The 21,339-nt window shown below is 52.6% G+C and carries 17 protein-coding genes; all 17 read right to left on the bottom strand.

Going from position 1 to position 21,339, the window contains the following annotated elements; translation table 11 throughout:
• Positions 1-358: 358 nt before the first annotated feature.
• The 17 genes from A6U95_RS08230 to ompC all read right to left on the bottom strand — a co-directional run bounded on the left by A6U95_RS08230 (position 359) and on the right by ompC (position 21,125).
• Complete coding sequence (locus A6U95_RS08230; protein ID WP_083196337.1) at positions 359-901, bottom strand: fimbrial protein; 543 nt, start codon at positions 899-901, stop codon at positions 359-361.
• Positions 902-972: 71 nt separating this feature from the next.
• Positions 973-2,100 (bottom strand): fimbrial protein, encoded by a 1,128-nt coding sequence (locus tag A6U95_RS08225; protein WP_158006204.1) that lies wholly within the window; start codon positions 2,098-2,100, stop codon positions 973-975.
• 8 nt (positions 2,101-2,108) lie between these two features.
• Positions 2,109-4,664 carry a fimbria/pilus outer membrane usher protein gene (locus A6U95_RS08220; RefSeq protein ID WP_065684129.1) on the bottom strand — a complete coding sequence of 852 codons (2,556 nt, stop codon included), beginning with the start codon at positions 4,662-4,664 and terminating at the stop codon, positions 2,109-2,111.
• Between the two features lie 104 nt (positions 4,665-4,768).
• Positions 4,769-5,443: a molecular chaperone gene (locus A6U95_RS08215; protein ID WP_065684128.1), complete on the bottom strand. Its 675-nt coding sequence runs from the start codon at positions 5,441-5,443 to the stop codon at positions 4,769-4,771.
• A gap of 99 nt (positions 5,444-5,542) precedes the next feature.
• Positions 5,543-6,067 (bottom strand): fimbrial protein, encoded by a 525-nt coding sequence (locus tag A6U95_RS08210; protein WP_065684127.1) that lies wholly within the window; start codon positions 6,065-6,067, stop codon positions 5,543-5,545.
• A gap of 500 nt (positions 6,068-6,567) precedes the next feature.
• Positions 6,568-7,116, bottom strand: coding sequence for a tyrosine-type DNA invertase (locus A6U95_RS08205; RefSeq protein ID WP_065684126.1), 549 nt, complete (start codon positions 7,114-7,116; stop codon positions 6,568-6,570).
• Positions 7,117-7,706: 590 nt separating this feature from the next.
• Positions 7,707-8,441 (bottom strand): SDR family NAD(P)-dependent oxidoreductase, encoded by a 735-nt coding sequence (locus tag A6U95_RS08200; RefSeq protein WP_065684125.1) that lies wholly within the window; start codon positions 8,439-8,441, stop codon positions 7,707-7,709.
• 4 nt (positions 8,442-8,445) lie between these two features.
• Positions 8,446-8,694 carry an acyl carrier protein gene (locus tag A6U95_RS08195; protein WP_065684124.1) on the bottom strand — a complete coding sequence of 83 codons (249 nt, stop codon included), beginning with the start codon at positions 8,692-8,694 and terminating at the stop codon, positions 8,446-8,448.
• Positions 8,695-8,709: 15 nt separating this feature from the next.
• Positions 8,710-9,519 (bottom strand): MaoC/PaaZ C-terminal domain-containing protein, encoded by an 810-nt coding sequence (locus tag A6U95_RS08190; RefSeq protein WP_065684123.1) that lies wholly within the window; start codon positions 9,517-9,519, stop codon positions 8,710-8,712.
• Positions 9,516-10,766, bottom strand: coding sequence for a beta-ketoacyl-[acyl-carrier-protein] synthase family protein (locus tag A6U95_RS08185; protein WP_065684122.1), 1,251 nt, complete (start codon positions 10,764-10,766; stop codon positions 9,516-9,518). Before A6U95_RS08185 ends, A6U95_RS08190 begins: the two co-directional genes overlap by 4 nt.
• A 4-nt stretch (positions 10,767-10,770) precedes the next feature.
• Positions 10,771-12,162: an efflux transporter outer membrane subunit gene (locus tag A6U95_RS08180; RefSeq protein ID WP_065684121.1), complete on the bottom strand. Its 1,392-nt coding sequence runs from the start codon at positions 12,160-12,162 to the stop codon at positions 10,771-10,773.
• Complete coding sequence (locus A6U95_RS08175; RefSeq protein ID WP_083196335.1) at positions 12,159-14,114, bottom strand: ABC transporter permease; 1,956 nt, start codon at positions 14,112-14,114, stop codon at positions 12,159-12,161. The genes A6U95_RS08180 and A6U95_RS08175 overlap by 4 nt, the downstream gene beginning before the upstream one ends.
• The gene (locus A6U95_RS08170; RefSeq protein WP_065684119.1) at positions 14,107-15,282 is read right to left on the bottom strand and encodes an efflux RND transporter periplasmic adaptor subunit; all 1,176 of its coding nucleotides are present in this window, start codon (positions 15,280-15,282) and stop codon (positions 14,107-14,109) included. Before A6U95_RS08170 ends, A6U95_RS08175 begins: the two co-directional genes overlap by 8 nt.
• A complete protein-coding gene (locus A6U95_RS08165; RefSeq protein ID WP_065684118.1) occupies positions 15,282-17,429 on the bottom strand; it encodes an ATP-binding cassette domain-containing protein in 2,148 nt (715 codons plus the stop codon). The genes A6U95_RS08170 and A6U95_RS08165 overlap by 1 nt, the downstream gene beginning before the upstream one ends.
• A gap of 24 nt (positions 17,430-17,453) precedes the next feature.
• The gene (locus A6U95_RS08160; RefSeq protein WP_065684117.1) at positions 17,454-18,401 is read right to left on the bottom strand and encodes an ABC transporter; all 948 of its coding nucleotides are present in this window, start codon (positions 18,399-18,401) and stop codon (positions 17,454-17,456) included.
• Complete coding sequence (locus tag A6U95_RS08155) at positions 18,401-19,069, bottom strand: DsbA family protein (RefSeq protein WP_065684116.1); 669 nt, start codon at positions 19,067-19,069, stop codon at positions 18,401-18,403. Before A6U95_RS08155 ends, A6U95_RS08160 begins: the two co-directional genes overlap by 1 nt.
• A 946-nt stretch (positions 19,070-20,015) precedes the next feature.
• Entirely contained in the window at positions 20,016-21,125 is a 1,110-nt protein-coding gene (gene ompC / locus A6U95_RS08150; RefSeq protein ID WP_065684115.1) for a porin OmpC, read from the bottom strand.
• Between the last annotated feature and the right edge of the window lie 214 nt (positions 21,126-21,339).

Here is a 21,339-nt window from a genome sequence, read left to right as displayed (position 1 = left end):
GCCGTAATGGGGCAAGATTCCATTACAATCACACCGTCCCCTTTTAACCCATAGGGGCTGGGGGAATGCGCACTCCCTCTCTGATAAGTATGAACTATTGTCATATTGAACCTCCCATTTCTGCTAAATACCCTTTTTTACTTCCTTGATAAATTGGTGTGCAAAAATGTCATTCCCTCTCATATTTATGAGGGCTATCTTTTCTTGTTTTTATTGATCAAACAACATATTGAAAATAAAACCAGCTACCAACATTTAATAAGCCCCAGGCAAATAACTTAACAGACACAGGTAAAGCTAAAGCGGCCATAAAAAAATGGGGCCAGGTTTCCTTATGGCTAGAGGGTATTACTGGTGATTACTGATAGGTGAGTGCCACCTGCACAACACCCTCAATACTACCTGGGGTTGCACCACCGTTAGTGCTGAAGGCGCGCGCCTTCAGTGGGAAGCTCGCCTTATTGGTGGAGTGATCGACAAGCACGGTCATATCACTGCCGCTGCCCAACCGGCGATTAGATCCTGATGTACTCCCATCAACCATTTCAATCTGAACAGCACCGGCAGGATTGGCCGCGGCATTTTTATACAAATCCGCGCTTTCATCCGCTGCCGTACCGGTGAATGTCGCAGTAACGTCAGTGGTTGAAACGGGGCAATCACTCAGATCCAGACTAAAACTCTCCCAATCGCTCCCCGCCCCCGCCGTCAGAGTATGTGCCTTGACCTCTCCCAGATCGACATTGACATCGCCCCCCACGGCATCGACCGTACAAGGCGAAGCTTTGACCGTACCGGTGATCTTTATACGTGCATCGACCGCCAGAGCCGAGTAACTGATCCCCATACCACCGAGCGCCAGGCACAATGCCGTCGTTTTAAAAATTGCTTTCATATCCATAATAAATATCCTTCTCCATTTTAGTTAAACTTACTTTCGCAGAAAGCCCAAGATTTCCGATGCAAACGGGATTATTCCATTTTTACCGTAATAGTCGCGGTTGCCTCAAAATCTCCAACTTTCGGTGCTTTGCCGGTCGTGCTAATAGGGTAGATGTTCAATGTCGTCTGACTATCACTATCGATATTACCCAATCCATTCATTTCCATAGACAGTTTGTCCCCAGGCGAAATAACCTGGGTATTTCCGCCACGTTTTTCTTCAATTCTGATCGCAATATCATCATTATCCGACGTCACCGAACCATTGGTGGTAGTGGTCTTCAGGGCAGTAGGATCATGAGGATTCACCTCGCCCTCAAACAGCAAGCTGATTTTTGCACGCGTCGATAGGTTGGTGCACTCCAGATACAGGGTTTCTTCATGTATCTGGACGGTACTTGGCTTTTGGCCTTTATCTTTAAAATCGGTGGACATAATGCTGCCAAAGGGCACGGTAATCATGGGGTTTTTAAGTTCACACTTTTGCGGCACGGTGATCTTACCGCTCATGCTCACTGATGCCGTTGGCCTGCTCCCCCGGCCTACATTGGGATCCGAATTAATATAGACATCCAAAAGGGGAGAATGAGTTATTGTCGACGTGCCAATAACCGCCTGCCTGAAATAGAGATGAACTAATCCTTGTGCACCACTATCATAGAGTACGCCCTTACAATCCTGAGGCCGGTTAAAAAAACCATTCCCCCTCCATCCGTTGCCGGGGAAAGGCACAGGGAAATACTTATTGACAGCACCGGCAATATACACGTCCATAGCTGCAGAAAAATCATCGCTACCGCTCAATGAATAGAACTGCCTACTACCGTCCCCATCCGGCAAAGGCGCCCCCCTTGGGACAGCCATAATAAACGACTCTTTCATCCGAGTTTCGCTACCGCAGTCGCAGTTGACCAGATACCCGTCCCCCTCGTTCTGCCACACATTTTCGGCCTTATTCACCTCATAAAAAGTCTTGCCAGCCGTGTTCTTATCCGGATGGTCGAACAGCTGATTAAAGGTAAAGTGATAACCCATAGTCGAGCCAGCAGGTTCGCATTGCCCGATGGCTGCCTGCGCCGACGGCAGGATCCCCAACCCCAAGGCGATAACTCCCCCGATTGCTGAATAATGCACTAACGATTTCCATTTATTCATCATTAAAGCCTTTATAAACATTGGCCATTCATCAGACGGATCCCGGCGCTATCTTTTTGCTCCGGCACACTGTAAGACACTTGGCATTGTTGCGACGCGGCGTTGCCCCACTTGACCAGCAACTTGCCGCTACCGGCCATCCCTGAGAGGAAGACCTGACCACCGTCACCGACGATGCTGCCGTTGTCCCCCCCATTGCTATCGGTTACGGTGGCACCGAACGGTACTGGCGCACCGCCCTGCCTCAACAGGGTCATCAATACCCGCTGACCGACATTAGGTTTGAACTCGGCACGCACGATGGCACCACGGGTTGGGATCACCGTCTGACTGGTTATCGTCATATCGACATCATCTGGCAAAGTAGTGGTGTTTATCGCAATATTGTTTTTGCGATATACCGTGGCATAAGGCACTACGGCATAGCCACGCCAGTCGGTAGTCACCCCTGATTGGTTGGCTATATTGACACCCTTGGCTCCCGGTGCTTTCACCAGCACCGCCGTCTCATTCATCTGTTGCGAGAGTGTCAAACCGTCTTCGTGCAAGAGGATCCCGCCCTGTACCCCGTAGTTGAGGCGTTGATCGGAACGGTTATAGCCATACCCCACGTTGACTCTGCCCAAGCCGCCACGATAGCCAAGGCTGCTATTGCCGTAAGCCCCGACGCCCTGGCTGGTGTACCCCTGACTGACGTTATAGCTCAGGTTATTACTGGGTAATGCGGTACCGTTAAGGCCGACCGAGTTACTGGTGGTGCCTTTGCGGCTGGTATTCAGGTTGTAGCTTGCATAGCTGTCAGACAGCCTTCCGCCCAATGGCATGCTGATATTAAAGGCGAGAATATGGTCGTCATAGTTGACACGTTCGCCGCTGCTGTCATAACCATCTCTGCTGAAGGTGTAGTTCAGGCCATAGCTGATACTGTTCCAGCTATTGTTATACCCGACGCTCACCGACTGATTACGACGCCGATCGTTCCAGTAATCTTCGCTGTAGAGACTGAGCGACAGTGAACCGGCACCTTCCCATAGCGCCTGGCTCATCGACAGTTCAGCACGACTCTTCTTGTGATTCTGACTTTGTGATGTTTTGCCGCCGGTATAGGTATTTAACGTTTCCTGCAGCGTATAGAACCCCGCCGTAGAGTAACGATAGCTGGCCAAGGTGAAGCTGGTACCCGTTTCGACAAAGTTCTTGCCGTAACGCATACGCCACGACTGGCCGCGCTCTTTGGCAGAAAATTCAGGTTTAGACCAAGCCTGGGTAACATCGGCAGAAAACGCGCCGATAACCCCCATGTTTTGCCCCCAGCCGAAAGCCAGTGCCTGATATTTGCTGGCAGCCTGCACGCCGCCGTAAAGGGTAGCCCCTCTCGGCAAGCCATAGATCGCCGTGCCTTGAGTAAACAGCGTATCATCCACGTTACTGTTGGATGAACGATATTGGCCGCTGGTCAGGCTGTATTTGAAACGCCCTTGCCGCTGTAACACCGGAACGGAAGCAAACGGCACCACTAACCTTTGCTCACTGCCATCGCTCTCTTTAATGCTCACTTGCAGATCGCCGCTGCCCGCCGTCGGATAGAGATCGCTGATTTCAAAGGCCCCAGGTGGCACATAGCTCTGATAAATGACATAGCCGTTCTGGCGAACGGTGACCTGAGCGTTACTGCGGGCAATGCCGCGTACCGTCGGTGCATAACCCCTTAAACTCTCTGGCAGCATGTCATCATCCGAGGCTAACTGACCGCCGCGGAAAGGTACGCTGTCAAACACCTCGCTTTGAGAGGAGCTGTCGCCCAGTATCAACTGACTCTTCAGCGCCACGATGTCGCGCTGTAAATAGGTATTGATGGAATCCCAGTGACTTTCACCATCAGAGTCACGATTCCAGGTTGAGTAGTTACGCAGACGCCAGGCGCCGAGGTTGATCCCTGAACGCAGGTTGAGATAATAGCTATTGCTGTCCGAGCTGTTACTGCTTCGTGCCCAGCTGTTGGCACCGCTAAAGTTATAGTTGACCAACAGCGCCGGTATTCCCTGATCCCACTGGTCTGGTGAAACATAGCCACGGACGGACGAGTTCAATGCCGCCTGGGGGATGCTGATATCCAACCGCTGCTGATTAAAACGGAACGAGGCCGATGCATGGGGAATGATCTGCGCCAGATTAACGCACTGCCCAGAGGCCGGGATAGCGGGGAAGGAGGCGATCTTCACGCCCATTGCCTCCAGCATATCGCTGCTTAGGCAAGGCTGCAGGCTATCCTCACCTGCCGGGCTTCTCTGGAGGGAGAAATCAAGATCCTGGGTATCAATCATCGCCCCATTCAGATAGATATCAACCCGGTACGTACCTGGGGCCTGAGTCTGACCATCTTCAAAAACCGTCAGATCAGCCCCTCGCTGAGACGGATTATCAAGCTCCAGCAGTGCCGGGTTAAAGTAATCGCGGGACTGTGCGCTACCGGACATTCCCATTAACATGGCAACCTGGCATGAGATCAACCACGCCAGCGGGGTACGGTTAAATCCGCGCGAGTCTATACGCTTCGGGTTTTTCATCCATTTAACTCCATTTATCAGCCGCGCCAGCAAATTCCGGCAAGCCGCGTCCCTTCCCTGTACTACCTGTGCAGGGATTAGCTGTATTTAATCTGGTGAATGCCTTATAGATTCCCGATAAACGGTTTAGTAATACCGCCGTAATCGTTAATAACTTCCCAGCTCAATGCCCCACCAGAGCTACCGTTGGGTAGTTCGAAGCGTGCACTGGACTTCGGTGCAACCATGCTGACATTTTTCAGCGGGGTACCATTAACCTTGACTGAAAAGAGAGTGATAAAATAGGGCGATGCATTGGTCACCTGAACCGCGTTACCGCTACGCTGCCAGGTTAATGTCTTGGCGGCGTCCTCTAACGTACCGGGTAACCCCTGAGGGCGATAAATCAGCTTGATGCGCGTCTTGACCGCAATTTGCAAACTGTTTTCCTGTTTCTTAGCCGAAGGAATAGATTTGATGTTCAGCCAATAGAGAGATTCTTTATCGGTCGGCAAATTCCCCCCGGCACGCACTACGCGTAGGATATTATTCTGCTCACCATCCAAACGGAATAAAGGGGGGGTAATGATAAATGGCGCCTTGGAGGTGCCCCCTTCATTTGTATCAACCCAGGATTGGATGAGATAGGGCACCTTATCTGGGTTATTGATCCCTAGGGAGGCTTCTTTTTTACCACCGTCATAAACCAGGCGTGTTCCGCCGACAATAATGCCCGCCTGTACTTGCGCATCAAAGGTTAGTAACAGCGCTGCGACTATTATGCTCCGCCAGACTTTCATTTCTTATTCACCACTTCGCCCATTGAGAGAAAGGCCAGGGGGTGACTTTCGCTCCCCTGACCAGCCTTATGCCGCCCGTATCAGCCGAGCGGATAAAACTTACTGATAGATAATGGTAAAGTTGCTGACTGCATTAGCCTTGCCAGCAGTTACGGTGGCTGAAGTCGCGTAGTAACGTGCAACAAACCCGAGCACGTTATCATCGGTGCTGCTCAGCGGGTAAACGCTTGAATCCGTGTGCAGGTTGATCACTTTGTTGTTGTTGTCAGCAATCTGAACACCAACACCCGTGGCCACACCCGGCTCTTCGGTCAGCGCCAGAACGGCATCGTTACCCGCGACCTGGATACCATCGAAACGCACTGTCGCCGCTGTAACCGTATCTGGGCAGTTTTGCAGGATCAGGGAGAAATCCTTAGAGGCAGCAGTTACGCCAGCGCCACCTTTGAATGCGCCGACATACACTTTACCCAGAGTAACGGTCTGGTTTTCTGAGTCAGAATGTACGGTACAAGCTTGATCGATGATCTCACCAGAGAAGTTTACTTTGCCGTCTGCAGCGAACGCAGCGGCGGAAAACGCGGAGGCGGCCAGTACAGCCACGGCGAGCAGATTCTTGTTCATATACTACTTTTCCTTTTAAATAATGCACTTCGAATGCGCGCATTTGTTTATTTTTGACATAACCCTATGTCATTCCTTTTTATTTAGCTCATCGACTGAAAACCGCCTCCGCAAATAGCGATGGGGCAGCAATACCTTTCCAGCCAAACGATTCATTTTGAACTAAAGTGACTCCTTTGGTTTAATATGCCAAGGATGGCCATAAAATAAACAACACGTAGTTCAATATTCCAATAATCACGAATATAAAAGGATTATGAACTAGACATAAAACAGACAAATTTTGTGCTTGGATTTTTTTAGGTGTTTGAGTAAGAAAACACTTAAGGCTGGATGAGGGTTTTTTATGGCGGGAATTATTTAAATCGTTGTTATTTAATACATTTATCAATCAAGGTGAATTATTGAATAGTTAGTGTTGACATTATTTTTGAGTATCCCTAGAGTATGTTGCAATTTAGTTCAAAGTGACTCATTAGACATATTTCCTCATACTTCAATCACCATACCTCCTTAAACCTTCTGGCATTACTTGCCGTATATAACACCGTATTCTGAATATTCCTATGGCCAAGAAAATCCTGAATCAAACGCGTATCAATTCCCCGGTCTGCCAAGGCAAAACCGCAGCCATGACGCAGCATATGGGGATGTGCATTGACCTCCAGATTGGCCGCCTCACTGTAATTACGAATTAGCCAATAAATACGTTGGCGTGATAAACGAGATCCCCGGTTAGAAAGAAACAGCCACTCGCTATCCGCGCCACGGTAATATTTTCTCTTGGCCATCCAACGCTGTAAACACTTCCGCTCGCGTACATACAAAGGATGAACCGTTGAGAAGCCATTTTTCAATCGATGAATATAAATATTGCCACCTTCAAGATCGATATCTGACAGCCGCCAGCTATTGATTTCACTCACGCGGCAACCATGGATAAAACACATATAAATCAAACAGTAGTCACGTTCTGGGTTCTTGCCTTTCAGCGTTGCCTCTAGCAGTTTCTCCACTTCGGAAGGCGTTAAATGTTTACGACTGGTCATAGTACCTCTTTGACTTTTCACCAAAAGTATGTGGATTTTCCCTCCCTTTTATTTCCACAACAACGCTCAGGAGCATTGCCCCCTATCTTCGGATAACATCCTGGATCCTTAAGTGGAGTATAGCCGATAAGTAATCACGAAACAGCCAGGTCATGGAACAATGCTAATTGCTTATGATCTAACTCAACTTAACTAACAATGAGATTAAAATCAGTAGTTCAGTTCAGCTGTAGGTTAATAAAACATCAAGGTTAAATTATGCAACATAATAACAACAGGATGAACGCAAGAAATACAACATATAAACACCTCGATGGAAAATTGAATAATACCCATCCCCAATAACCGAATGGGACGTTAAGTAGAGAGGCGTCCTACAACGGATCCATCAAAGAATCATCCCAAAATAAAAACACATAAAAAAATGACAAACATAAGCTCCACCTATACAAAGAGGCGGCCCCATCGGAAAATACGCATATGAGTGGATTAAAAATCAAACGGACCTGAATAAATTCGCGGGAATATACGGCAAAAAAAAGGGCACCGATAGACAGTGCCCCAACATAATACAGGAGATATTAATACGTTCAGACGGTCAAACCCCCGTCAAGGATCAGGCTTTGGCCCGTCATATAACGGCTGTCATCACCGATGAGAAACGCGGTGGTACGCGCTACCTCGCTGTCTTTGCCCAGGCGGCGCAGAGGAATTTGCTTACGCAGCGCCTTCAGCGCCTCCGGCGGAATGGCCCGCGTCATCTCACTTTCGATAATCCCGGGCAGCAGGCAGTTCACCCGGATACCAAACCGGGCCACTTCCAGCGCCAAAGATTTCCCCATGCCGATCATCGCCGCCTTACTGGCCCCATAGGCCGTTTGCCCGGTGTTGCCCTTGATGCCCGTCACCGAAGACATCAGCACCATCGCTCCCTCCCCCTGCGCCATCATGGCGGGCAGCAGGTGGCGGTTCCAGTAGAAAATGGCGTTAAGGTTGGTGTCGATCACCTGCCGCCAGCGCTCACCGGTTTGCTGGATATGCAAATCATCCAGCGTGATCCCGGCGTTATGGATCACCGCATAAGGCGCACCGAGGCGGGCCAGCAACTGCGGAGCCACTAGTTCCACCGCCTGCTCGTCACTGCCGTCACACACGCAGCTTTCCACCCAACCCGGCAAACCCGCGCAGGCTTCAATCACCGCCGCGCTGGCCGACTGGCCGCTACGGCAGGTGAACACCACGTTCCACTGCCTGGCCAACTCTTCCACCAATGCGCGGCCAATTCCCCGGCTTCCGCCGGTCACCAACACCCATGGTTTAGTCATGGGATTACTTTTGCGCATCAGCCAGGTTCTGACAGAGTTCACCCAGCGTCATAGTCGGCTGATTGATGAACATTTCGGCGGTTAGCGTGGCCCCGAACTCGCGTTTGGCCAGCACCATCAGCTCCACATAGTCCAGGCTGTCCAGCTTCAACTGCTGCAGGGGCATCTCTGGCACCAGATCGGCCATCTCGAGATCCTTGGCATCACAAATCATTTCCGTGACGGTGTCGTAAACCTGTTGGTAGTTTTCCATGGTTATATCCCTATGTTAATGATCGGCCAATGGCCATGTTTTTAAGGTGACGGAAGTCGCAAGCAGCGGATGCCGCTGCGTTCTGGCCTCGATCACCGTGCGTAACACCAATCCGCTGCTTTTATTCCCAATAACCAGCATCGGCTGAATGCGGTAGTAGAGCCGGTCTTCGGGTGCAAAAAGCGTTTCGGGGTTGAATAATCGGGCGCTGAAGTGGGTTTCATGATGCGTCTGTACCACGGGGCTCTGGGCAAACACCTCAATCAGCGTGGTGGCCTGCAGTTCCGGCAGCGCCGTCGTCAGCGCCGCCAAGGTTTCCGGGGATTTCACCAGCAGTTGGAACAGCAGGGCGTCAAAGAAACTCCACGCCTGGGTGATCTCCGATGCCTGCCCCGGGAACGGCTGGCAGAGTGCCATCACCTCGTTAACGGTCAGCGCATGCTCGTGATCGGAAGTCACCAAGTCTAGTGACCTGGCCGGAGCCAGCTTGCTGTTGAAACAGCTTTCCTGCGTAGCGCAATCCCGCAACTCACCGGTGATCTGCTTGCCGTTGCCCTCTATCTGCAAGTGATACGGCGTCTGGCACAGCACCGGCCGGCGCATGCGGGTGCTGAAAACATAAAAGTCATGCTCCAGCGGAGTTGCAAGCAACACCTCACTCAGATGACGTTTCATGTCCAGCATCGCACGCATCCCGTGGACACTTAGCTGTTCGGCCCCCATTTTGCGCACGTGCTGCAGATCAAAATGGATCGGGTTGTAGTCGCCGGAAAAGGCGGCCCACTCTTCAGCATCACGCAGGGTGTAGTTGAGGATCATGCTCATGCCTGCCCGATAACCAAGGCCGCGTTAGCGCCACCGAAGCCGAAGCTCAGATTCAAGATGTTCTGTAACCGGGCCGGGCGATGCCCTTCGCTGACGTAATCCAGATCGCACTCCGGATCAGCATTTTTCAGGTGACAGGTGGCGGGTATCAGCTGATGCTGCAACGCTTGCAGACAGATGATGGATTCAAAGCTGCCTGCCGCCGCAATCAGATGCCCGGAGTAAGACTTGGTGCTGGAAAGCGGCGTGCTATAAGCCGCATCACCAAAGGCCAGCTTGATCGCCTGGGTTTCATTCAGATCGTTGAGGGGCGTAGAGGTGCCGTGTGCATTGATATAGTCAATCTCCTCCGCCGTCACCCCGGCCTGCCGCAAGGCGTGCTGGATGGTTTTCACCCGGGCAAGCTTGTCTTCCGCAGGAGCGGTAAAGTCGAAGGCATCAGAGTAATTGCCGTAGCCCTTGATTTCCCCCAGGATGGTTGCCCCACGCGCCAGTGCGGCTTCGCGCTCTTCCAGGCACAACACGGCCGCACCTTCCGAGAGGACAAAACCGTTGCGATCGAGGCTGAACGGGCAGCAGGCTTTGCTGATGTCGTCCTGCTCACTCGTCAAAGCACGCAGCACATCGATATTCCAGACGGCAGTGTCGCTGCTTAACGACTCCCCAGCCCCAGCCAGCATCATCGAGGCACGGCCACTGCGGATCACCTCAAACGCATCGCCAATGGCGATCGTTCCGGTGGCGCAGGCCGCAATCGGGCTATTCTGATAGCCGCGCAGGCCCCAGAACAGGCTACAGGCCGCCGTCGCGACATTCGGCATAGACAGGAAACAGCCAAAGGGTGAACCCAGTCCTGCACGCAGAAAGTCCTCATGATTGTTTTGTATTTCATCCTGGCCCGCCCAGCCGCTGCCGATGATGGTGCCGCAGTCCAGCAGATCGTAATAGGCCGCCGGGCTTTCCCCATGGAAAGCCATCTCCATTGCTTCGCGGGCCGCCCCCAAGGCTAACCGGGCAAAGCGTGGCAAACGGCGGCGGATCGCGGCAGGCACCCCTTTCAAGTCAGGTTCGTCGTCTATCACCCCCAAAAAATGCGACTGGATCCCCATGGCAGATTTATCGTAATAGCGATAACCCAAGCGGTAATCCATCATCGCCGCCCAGCTTTGCTCGGTATTCATCCCTAATGGCGTGACCGCACCATAGCCTGTAACCACCACGCGACGTGGCAAAGCATCTCTATTCATGATTTCATCCTGTTATATCACCGTCTTTTTCCACACCGCCGCCCAACGCCAGCCACAGCTTCATGGTGGCATTGAGGTAGTTGTACTGCAGATCTGACAAATTGCTTTCAATGGTCAATAACGCATCCTCGGCATCCAGCAAGGTCTGGAGAGAGACAGCACCGGCCTGATACTGGCTGTTGGCCAGCGCCAAACGCTGCTGACCAAGCCGCAGGTTGCGTTGTTGATTGATTTTTTGCTGTTGATAGCTAAGCCGTTGCGACATGGCGTTATCCACGTCGGCCAACGCGTTGTAGACCTGGCTGCGGAAAGTGATCGCCGCCTGCTTGACGTCCAAATCGGCTATTTCGATGGTCAGTTGCACGGTATTCCAGTTCAGGAAGGGTAAAGCAACGCTGCTCCCCAAGCTTCTGCTCGGGTTGCTGAACCACTGCTGGAAAATCGTGCTGCCCGCATTAAGTGAAGCACTCAGCGAAAGCGTAGGATAGAAGTTCAAGCGCTCCACATCCGACCCTGCCAGCGCAGCGCGCAAGTTCTTTTCTGCCGCCTGCACATCAGGCCGACGAGCAATGACGTCTACCGGCAAAGCACTCGCTACCGGCACTTCCTGATTGATATCAAGGGAGCGGCGTTCGGCCTGACGATCGGTGGGCGAACGGTTGAACAGGATCGCCAGCGCATTACGGTTCTCTTCCCGCTGCTGTTGCAGCGTGCGGTAGGTGTTCTCACGATTGATCAGCGATTGCTGCGCCTGTTGCAGGTCGAGTTGCCCGGCGGCACCGGCGTCATAACGGGATTGCACCATAGCAAGCGTCTGTTGGCCGATTTCCAGTCCCGCCTGCTGTTGCTTGATTTGCTGATTAAGGTTGGCGATCTGCCAATAATACTGTGCCGTGTTGCCGATCAGCGTCAGCGCAGCGTTTTGCCGATCCTGTTCCTTGGCCTCAGCCTGCCACTGCGCCTGCTCCCTGGTTCGCGCCAGTTTGCCCCACAAATCCAATTCATAACTTAGCTCCAGCCCACTGCTGTAAGACTCTGTGGAGTTCGTATTCTGGCGTAGATTCTTGCTATTACTGACCCCGCCGTTTGCCGTCGCGGTTGGCGTCAGGTTGGTATTCTTCAGCCCGGCCGCCAGCCTCGCCTGTTGGAGTTGCAGCCCGGCAATGGCCAGATCGTTGTTGCTGGTCAGCACCCGTCCAATCAGCACTGAGAGCTGAGGATCGTCGAAGTTATCCCACCAATGCTCGGTGTGTTGCAGAAAATCGCTTCCGGTCGGCTGCGTCCGCCACTCAGCAGGTACTGACAACATTGGCCGCTGATAGTCGCTTTTCGTCCAGGAGCCACAACCGCTCAGCAGCATGAGCAACAGTAGTAGAGGGAGTTTGTTCATCATCATTCGCGCGCCAACGCCTCCGTTGGATGCAGACGCGCCGCGTTGCGCGCCGGGAAAAAACCAAAACCCAGGCCGATCAACGCTGAGAACCCACAGGCCAGCACCAGCGGCGGCCAGGTAAAAATCATGGTGAACTCCTGCGTCACCAGGGAGAAAATCATCCCGGCCAACCCGGAGCCAATAATGCCGATCAACCCGCCCAGCGAGCAGATCACCATCGCCTCAATCAGGAACTGGCGCATGATGTCCGCAGGCCGCGCACCGACCGAAAGGCGTATGCCAATCTCGTGGGTACGTTCGGTGACCGACACCAACATGATGTTCATCACGCCAACCCCGCCCACCAGCAGCGAAATCCCGGCAATGGCGGTGATCAGCAGCGTCATGGAATCCGAGGCTTTACGGATGGCCTTGGTCATCTGGTCATTGGTCTGGGTGAAAAAGTCGCGCCGGCCATGCGCCTGCTCCAACAGCCGTTCGACGCGCCCCTGCACTTCAATAAGCGAGGTCCCTTCATGCACACGCAGCATAATCGACTCGATCGGCATATCGCCGGACATGCGCTCCAGCACCGCGGTATAAGGCATCCAGGCGCCCAGCATCATGCCGCTGTATTTGCCGCCTTTACGTTCGGCAACACCGATCACCCGGTAAGGCGTACCCGCAAGCTGGACGATCCCACCTTCAGCCACTTCATCCAGCTCAAACAGTGTGTCGCGTAATTCCGGATCGATGATTACCACCGGTTCACGCTCATCCAGATCGCGCCGGGTAAAACCGTTGCCGGAAAGAAAATTCAGGCCCTGCACACGAAAATAGGCGTTGCTGATACCGGAAATCGAAGCCATCGCCTCTTTGCCACCGCGCACTGCGGCCACGGTATTGCTGACCACCGGCGACACGCTGTCGACATAAGGCTGGTGCTCCAGCAGCTCAACATCAACCACCGTCAGCGAGCGGGCGAGGTCCGGACGCGGTTTATCCCACCCCAGGCCGGGGCGAACATCTAACGTGCTGGTGCCCAATTGGCTAATTTCATTGAGTATATTTTGCCGAGCGCCCTCACCCACCGCCATTGACGACACCACGGAAGAGACGCCGATAATGATGCCCAACATCGACAAAAAGGCCCTTGCGCGGTGCCCCAGCAACGCACGCCAGGCCATCTTGACCGCCTCTTGCACGCTCGGCCAGAACGGGTTGCGCCCGGTAGCCGCGGCAACCGGCAGCGCAGGTTTGGTTTCCTGTAGGGCTTCCGCCTCATTACGCTGGTCGGCCACGATCTCACCGTCGCTGATTTCGATGATACGCTGCGCCTGATTGGCCACGTCCCGATCGTGGGTGACGATAATGATGGTATGCCCCGAACGGTGCAGGGAGTGCAGGATCCCCATCAGTTCCTGACCACTGGCACGGTCGAGCGCACCAGTCGGTTCATCGGCCAGAATAATTTCCGCCCCGTTCATCAACGCCCGGGCAATACTGACGCGCTGCTGTTGCCCACCGGAAAGCTGCGCGGGTTTGTAGTTCATCCGCTGCTGCAACCCAAGCCGGGTCAACAGATATTCGGCCCGCGTCTGGCGTTCCGCCGCAGGCATAGCGGTATACAGGGCGGGAATGGCGACGTTTTCGGCAGCACTCAGATAAGGCATCAGGTGATAGCGCTGGAAAATAAACCCGATGTACTGGCTGCGTAGCTGGGCCAACTGCTCACTGCTGGCAAGCTGGGTGGAGATACCTTTGATCTGCATCTCACCTTCGGTGGGTTTATCCAGGCAGCCGATGATATTCATCAGCGTGGATTTCCCCGAGCCGGACGCGCCAACGATCGCCACCATTTCGCCACGCTGAATGGAGAGGGTGATATTTTTCAGCACTGCCACGGTCTGTAAACCGGAGAAAAAATGGCGGGAAATACCGCTCAGTGCGATCAAGGGAGGGCATGGCTTAACCATTGCTAGCACTCCCGGCGGCATGCTGCGCCAAGACTACGCGGTCGCCCTCTTTCAGCCCCTCTTTCACTTCGGCAAATTGGCGGTCGTTCAGGCCGATGCGGATCCAGCGTGTTTCAAGCTGTTTGCCGTTCATCACCTGCACCTGATAGCGATCGTGACCCTGTTGTTCACCAAAGGCGGCCACCGGGACGCGCAGGGCGTTCTTCGCCTGCTCGGTAATGATAAATACCTGGGCGGTCATCGAGGTGCGCAACAGACGTTTGCTGTTAGCAATGGCAAACACGCCGCTGTAATACACCGCCGAGGCTTGCTGATTGGCAGAGCCTGACGAGTTGCCTTCCTGCAAGGCTTCGTTCGGAGCTTCCTGGATCGAGCCCATCACGCTGTCGTAGCGCTGTTTTGGATCGGCAACAACGTAGAACCACAGCGGTTGCCCCACGCGCACCTTCAGGATATCGGTCTCCGAAATACGGGTGTGCACCGTCATGGTGTCCACATCCGCCAACACCAGAATGGTCGGCACGGTTTGTGACGACACGATGGTCTGCCCTTCTTTAGTGACGATCCCCAGCACTTCACCGTCGATCGGCGCGACGATGCGGGTGAAGCCCAGATTGGCTTTCGCGGTTTGCTGCTCCATCTGCGCCTGAACGATCTGCGCATCGTTGACCTTCAACTGGGCAAGCTGGGTTTGGTACTGCGCCTGCGCCTTCTCCAGATCGCTTTTCACACCCGAACCATCGCGATCCAGCTTCATCTGACGCTTCAACTCCTGCTGATACTGCTTGAGCGTTGCCTGGGTGACCTGTTTCTGCGCCTGAGCGCTTTGCAAGGCAGCCTCCGATTTACGCAACTCATTCTGTTGCAAGGTCGGATCGATTTCCGCCAGCAGTTGCCCTCGGGTGACGCGATCGCCCTGCTTCACATACAGTTTCTGCAATTGTCCGTTAACCTGCGCACCGACGCTGACCTGCAGAGCCGGTTTGAGGATACCGGTGGCCAAGACGGTTTTCTCAATATCGCCACGGGCGATCTCTTCGATGTCATAGGTATTATTCTGCGTAGGCCCAACGATGAACCAGGCGATCGTGCCGATCAACACCACCTGGCACAGCAAGGCAATCGGCACTAGCCTGCGTTTATCCATGCCAAACATTTGCAACTTCATTAACTCACCGCCGTGGTTAACGCCGCTGGCGCTTCAAGCTCCGTGGCAACGCTCACCACATGGCCGTTGCTCACGCGGTATACCCGATCGAACATCGGTAATACGCTTTCGCTGTGCGTCACGGTGATCAACGTTTTATGCTGCTCGCGGCAATGTGCCAGCAAGGTGGTCATCACCTGGTGCGCAGTTTCCTCATCCAGGTTGGCCGTAGGCTCATCGAGTACCAGCACCGGACGATCGCTGTACATAGCTCGCGCCAGCAGCAGACGCTGGCGTTGCCCCAGAGATAGCCCTGCATGGCTTTCGCGGATCAGGGCATTCAACCCCCCCGGCAGTTTTTCTATCACCAAGCTCAGATTCAGCCCTGCAAGGGAGCGCTCGATCTGCCGATGTTTGCGCTCATCGAACTCCTCATCAAACAGGGTGATATTTTGCAGCACCGAGGCATTGAACAAGATGTCCTCCTGGCTTTGCAGGAAGAACAACACGTGCACCTGCTGATAATCAAGCGGCTGGCCATCAACAATCACCTGCCCCTGCTGGGGGGGCATCAGGCCGGTCATCACCTTCAGCAAGGTGCTTTTTCCCGCACCCGACTCACCCACAATGGCAATGCTTTTCCCCGGTTTGAGCGACAGGGAAAGGTCGTGCAATACCGGTTGCTGGGCGTCATAGGCAAAGGCGATATTTTTATAACGTAACTGCGAAGTGAATTTAGGGATGGGGGCAGGTAGCGCATCCTCCGCCCTATCCTGTTCAGACCGCGATGGGAACAAGTCTCTGGCGCGGGTATCGATCACGTGCAGTTGGTTCTTTTGCAGGACGGAGTAGAAAATCTTGGTGATATAAGAGGTAAAGATTTCACGCACAAAACTGTAGGCAAAGAACTCACCCAGCGTGATAGTGCCGTTTTTCAGCAACGGCAGCGCCAGCAACATAAAGAACACCATCTCCAGGCTACCGATCAACTGATACAGGCTGCTTTTGACCTGCTCGTACATCTTCTGCTGCTGGCGACAGGTAAACAGCGCCAGAGCAAACTTGGCGAACATCCCTTTACGCTGGCTGTCCAACCCGGCGGACTTGATGGTGGAGAATCCTTGAATACTCTCCAGGATAAAGTCGCTCTGCTCGGCGGTTTTTACCTGCAACTGCTGGGTGTAGAAACGGTCACGATAGATAGCCCAAACGCTGACCAACCCCATCAGGGTGACCCCCACACCAGACACCATGGCCAGCAGCGGGCTCATGTAGCACATCACCGCCAGTGCGATAGCGCCGATGATCCAATCGGTACGCAGGCCGTTATCCAGTTCGATTTTAGTCCCCGACGCCATCTGCCAGTTGGAAAAACGGCTGAAGACTTCGCCCGGTGCGCGTTTATCAAAGAAGTTCAGCGAATTGCTGAGCAAGCGCGAGAATCCAGCCACGCTGTTGATCACCACAAAGCGTTTGATAAAGCGCTCGGTGATCCAACGCACGCCGAAGGCCAGCGTGGTCGAAACGACAAATGCCAACAGGAAGTAGAAGTAAGGGAAGTCGGTTTCACCTGCGCTGGAAAAAACCTGATTGATGGCGCTGCTGACCATCGTCGGCATGATAAACAGCGTTAACGAGATCAGAAACGCCAGTATCATCAGCCGGTAAATACCGGGGATACGCGCGGTTTCTTTCAGGCTCATGGTATCGGACGCACTGAAGCGTTTACTGGGCTTAACATTGGCCAACGCCTGAGGGTCAGGCTGGGCTTCACTGTCCAGTACCAACGCATAACCGCTGATTTCCATTTTTAGCGCATCAATCGGCAACAGTTGCTGGCCAATGCCTGGGTTCATCACGCAAACGTGATTACCTTTACGGTAGGCCAACACCACATAATGGCTCGCCCCATAATGTAAAATGGCAGGCAGCGGTATTTCCGCCAGTTCACCGTGCTCGAAGGCAACGGGATAGGCGGGCATCGCCAGCTCGGCCATGATGTCGCACAGCGTGGCCAACGAGGTGCCGTGCTGCGAGGCGGGATAGCGCTCACGCAGGCTTTCCAATGGCGCACTGATGCCCTGCGTTTCCGCCATCATGGCGATGCAGGCCAGTCCACATTCATTCGTTTCGCCTTGAAACACCAGCACCGGGATTATCTTTTCCATGATCTGACTTCTTCAATTTCCAGGTTATTCATTGATAAAAAATAACGAATGTGAGTGCCATAACAGCCAATCTTCAGGGTGCCTGACGATCGACGTTTCAATCAGTTCCGGCAGTTTGGCTTTCAGGTTGCAGGCCGCTATCGGCGGATAGATGTGGATCTTTATTCCCTGGTCGTAATACAGGTAATAAGAGACCACCTGCGCAGACAAGGCTCTGGCGATTCGAATAACGCCGCTGTGCAGGTTGGCCGGGCGATCAAACAGGCGACAACGGAGCTTCGCCGTTTTTGCCTCATTGGTATTGACGGTGTAATCCGGAGAGATATCAGGGAAAATCATGATATTGCGTTGATGATCGGCCGCCGCCATAATCGCGCTCGTCAAATTGCCAGCAATCGCCCGGTTATCGTCATGGATAGAGCAGTAAGACAGGTTAATTCCCGCTTGCTGTCGCGTTCTTTCCTGATAGACCTCTGCACTGGCAGAAACCACCACCGTTGCCTGCCCCGGAAAAACCCCGGCCCCTACCATGCCAGCCAGCACGTCAGAGACCATATGCAGCGGTGCAAGCACCACCGGTTGCCCTGCTCGGTGCAAGGGTTCGACTACCGCGTTGAGCTGTACCTGACAGTGTTCCAACTGGGCCAGGAGTTGGGCATTACCGGCATAGGCAGCGGCCATATCCAGCAAGCGACGCCGCTGACTGATCTTGGCAAAATCCACCTTGCGGCCATCGTTAATCAGGCATTGCTTATTGGCTGCGGCCACAAAAGCACGCCTGCGCTCCCCCCTGTTACTCAACCGCAGCCAGCGGCTAAGCGCCGCCAGCCCAAGAAACCAACGATAATCACCATGCCGCAGCAACCAGCAAACGCTCTTGTCCTGTGCTCTGCGCAACGGCAAAAAACCCCGCGCGACTTTTGCCAGGGCATCTCTCCATGCCAGGTAAACCCACACGGCAAAGAAACGCATTATTGCTCCAGCGGTTTATCATGCTGCAGCAGCGACAGCAGGTGATCGGCAAACTCAGGGAAATCGCGATCCTGCAGGGCCAGCCACTTCTTGTTGACGATAAAGGTTGGGGTCGCGTTGATTTTGTAGTGTTCGGACACGGTGGTCATATAGCTCAGCAACTCTGCGACCTGCGGAGTTTGACTGGCAGCGTGATAAGCCGCGAGGTCGATACCGTTCTCCGCCAACCAGCTATCACGGTGTTGAGGATGACTCAGATCGCTTTTTTGTTTGATGACGGCGTTATAGGCGCTTTCACGGTGCTGCGGTTCAATACCCATCACCGTCAAGGTGGCAAATAATGGGGCGAAACTTGCCAGGCCATTGCTCTGTGCATTATTGAGATGCAGGCGGACCAGTTTTGTACCTGCTGGCATACGCGCCTCCAGCTTGGCAATATTCTCTTCGTTTATGGCACAGTAATGGCAGCCGTAAGAGAATATCTCGACGATGGTATTACTCTCGTTGATCGGGCTATTTTTGATCTCGTCATCGCTGACGGCAACCAGAGCTTGCTGTTCGATGCCCTGATTCAATACAAAATAGTGGAAATAGGCCGTCGTGATCAACGAGGAAATAACGATGATCGCCAAGGTGTAAATGAGAAGCAGCAGGGGTCTTTTGAACATAAACCGTACATCCTAAAAAAGGTACACCAATGAGATCTTATAACGGAGGGATAGCCATTTTTATTTAGCACGTAGCGCCGTCGGCAAGCCAACAGCCATTACATCCCTGTCCATCAATAAGCCCTATTTTCAAACAGGCCGATGCAAAAATCCTATTGCATCAGCCCCAAATTATATCCTGAAACTCAGGAAGCGCTTACGGCCGGCCAGCCGGGCAGTTAGCAGGATCAACAGAGGAGCTAGTCTGACTCACAATTCGGCCATTCTTATCCAGGCAAGTTCTGACGACATAGCAAGCACCACCAGCGCCACCCACATACTCAACAGCACAGACTCTTTTACATTTACCACCAACAATTGCACCTGCATCTAAGGTATTAACTTTTTTCACAGTATCGTCCTTTTTATAAAAGTGAAACAAAAACAGCCCGAGTAACGTCTATCATCAGTGATAGAGTAATCCTACGCTTGATATAAAGGTACGATTAACCATACCTTTATTAAAGCGCAGAAGTTAAGTCAAACTGAGTTATTTCGTTCTTTCAAAAGAGTTATGACCCAAGGATAGCCCGACGTTTAAAGCAGATCAATAATAATTTTTGTGGCAATTGACACATTCCAAAAAAACCATAACACCGCTAATGCAGGATATTTCTCGTTAAATAATAAGATTGAATACAATAAAAAATACACTACTAGATATACAGTAAAAAATAACAATAATTAATAAAGGATAATTCCCTGAGCGTAAAGTCAGCCCCACATCAAGAACGAAAGATATTAAAGAAAATCTAAACGGTATTACGAGGCGATAATCGGAAGGAGAAAGCGGAGCAACTTGCAATGTTGATAACGCGAGGCGTAGGGCACTGGATCTTTTATGATACCCAACAGGTGTAGCAAGGCCCGGTACACGGCTGTACCGGGCCTTGCCAAACAGACAAACTTAGAACTGGTAAACGATACCGACCGAGGTCACGTTATCGGTGTTGAGACCTGCCTTGCTGGTAAAGTCGTTTTCGTCCAGCAGGTTGATTTTGTGATCCACATAGGTAGACATGTTTTTATTGAAGGCATACGTGGCACCCAGATCAACATACTTCACCAGATTCTGGCTGCCAAAGCCCTGAATGTCTTTCGCATTGGACTGTACGTAGGCCACGGACGGACGCAAGCCAAAGTCGAACTGGTACTGTGCCACCAACTCAATATTCTGAGCCTTGTCGGCAAAGCCATAAGCCTGACTATTGCGGTTGCCAAAACGGTTAGCGTTGTAAGACTGGGTAAACATGGCCGCCAGGTAGACATTATTGGCATCGTATTTCAGACCGGTGCTATAGGCCTGTGCCTTATCACCATGACCCAGAATAGCCGGGTTGTTACGGCCATTCTGGTCTGCCGTGCGATCGGCACTGAAGAACGCACCTGCTGCGCTGATGCCATAACCCAGATCGTAACTGACGGACATCCCGTAGCCATTACCATTCTGCGCCTGCACGTCACGGTAGTTGTTGGATTCCGAGGCGCTGCCGTTGGTGCCCTGATATTGCAGAGCGAAATTCAAGCCTTCAACCATGCCGAAGAAGTCGCTGTTACGGTAAGTCAGCATGCCGTTGCCGCGTTGGAACAAGAAATTATCAGCACCGTAAGTATCCCCACCAAACTCTGGCAGCACATCGGTCCATGCACCGATGTCATACATCACGCCGTAGTTACGGCCATAATCCAGTGAACCATAATTGGCGAATTTCAAACCGGCAAACCCTACACGGGTAAAGCTGTTGTTGGCTTCGCTTTCTGCCTGGTTCAGGTTAACCTGGTATTCCCACATGCCGAAGCCGGTAAGGCTGTCGTTGATTTGGGTTTCGCCACGCAGGCCCAGACGCATATAAGACTGATCACCATCAACCAAGTCGTTACTGGAGAAATAGCGCTGGCCGTCAATCTTGCCGAACAGATCCAGCTTGTTGCCGTCCTTGTTGTAGATTTCAGCAGCGCCTGCGGCGCCTGCAACCAATAAAGCCGGAACCAACAGTGAAAGTACGCGAATTTTCATAATAGCTCTCTATCTAAAGTTTATATAAAAGTGATTATCGAAATACGGTAAATGCGGATAAAAACTGGAGCCACAATTAGCAGGGCGACGTTTATTCCTTACCTGTTCCTTTCTGGTGGAGGAAAGTATATTGAGTAAATTCTCATTGCAATAGTTAAATTCAAATAAATTCAAAATATGTCGGAATATTACACCTGTCTCTTATACACATCTC

Origin of the sequence: Serratia sp. 14-2641 (assembly GCF_001692375.1) — a bacterium.
Lineage (GTDB): Bacteria > Pseudomonadota > Gammaproteobacteria > Enterobacterales > Enterobacteriaceae > Chania > Chania fonticola_C.
Note: the sequence above shows the minus strand (reverse complement) of the source record. Positions and strands in the feature narration are given on the sequence as shown.

Excerpts from the sequence above, each read along its gene's own strand:
- A6U95_RS08190 (WP_065684123.1), bottom strand. The coding sequence starts at position 9,519 with ATGAGCATGATCCTCAACTACACCCTGCGTGATGCTGAAGAGTGGGCC.
- A6U95_RS08230 (WP_083196337.1), bottom strand. The coding sequence starts at position 901 with ATGGATATGAAAGCAATTTTTAAAACGACGGCATTGTGCCTGGCGCTC.
- A6U95_RS08210 (WP_065684127.1), bottom strand. The coding sequence starts at position 6,067 with ATGAACAAGAATCTGCTCGCCGTGGCTGTACTGGCCGCCTCCGCGTTT.
- A6U95_RS08220 (WP_065684129.1), bottom strand. The coding sequence starts at position 4,664 with ATGAAAAACCCGAAGCGTATAGACTCGCGCGGATTTAACCGTACCCCG.
- A6U95_RS08205 (WP_065684126.1), bottom strand. The coding sequence starts at position 7,116 with ATGACCAGTCGTAAACATTTAACGCCTTCCGAAGTGGAGAAACTGCTA.
- A6U95_RS08180 (WP_065684121.1), bottom strand. The coding sequence starts at position 12,162 with ATGATGATGAACAAACTCCCTCTACTACTGTTGCTCATGCTGCTGAGC.
- A6U95_RS08200 (WP_065684125.1), bottom strand. The coding sequence starts at position 8,441 with ATGACTAAACCATGGGTGTTGGTGACCGGCGGAAGCCGGGGAATTGGC.
- A6U95_RS08195 (WP_065684124.1), bottom strand. The coding sequence starts at position 8,694 with ATGGAAAACTACCAACAGGTTTACGACACCGTCACGGAAATGATTTGT.
- A6U95_RS08185 (WP_065684122.1), bottom strand. The coding sequence starts at position 10,766 with ATGAATAGAGATGCTTTGCCACGTCGCGTGGTGGTTACAGGCTATGGT.
- A6U95_RS08175 (WP_083196335.1), bottom strand. The coding sequence starts at position 14,114 with ATGGTTAAGCCATGCCCTCCCTTGATCGCACTGAGCGGTATTTCCCGC.
- A6U95_RS08215 (WP_065684128.1), bottom strand. The coding sequence starts at position 5,443 with ATGAAAGTCTGGCGGAGCATAATAGTCGCAGCGCTGTTACTAACCTTT.
- A6U95_RS08170 (WP_065684119.1), bottom strand. The coding sequence starts at position 15,282 with ATGAAGTTGCAAATGTTTGGCATGGATAAACGCAGGCTAGTGCCGATT.
- A6U95_RS08165 (WP_065684118.1), bottom strand. The coding sequence starts at position 17,429 with ATGGAAAAGATAATCCCGGTGCTGGTGTTTCAAGGCGAAACGAATGAA.
- A6U95_RS08155 (WP_065684116.1), bottom strand. The coding sequence starts at position 19,069 with ATGTTCAAAAGACCCCTGCTGCTTCTCATTTACACCTTGGCGATCATC.
- A6U95_RS08160 (WP_065684117.1), bottom strand. The coding sequence starts at position 18,401 with ATGCGTTTCTTTGCCGTGTGGGTTTACCTGGCATGGAGAGATGCCCTG.
- ompC (WP_065684115.1), bottom strand. The coding sequence starts at position 21,125 with ATGAAAATTCGCGTACTTTCACTGTTGGTTCCGGCTTTATTGGTTGCA.
- A6U95_RS08225 (WP_158006204.1), bottom strand. The coding sequence starts at position 2,100 with ATGATGAATAAATGGAAATCGTTAGTGCATTATTCAGCAATCGGGGGA.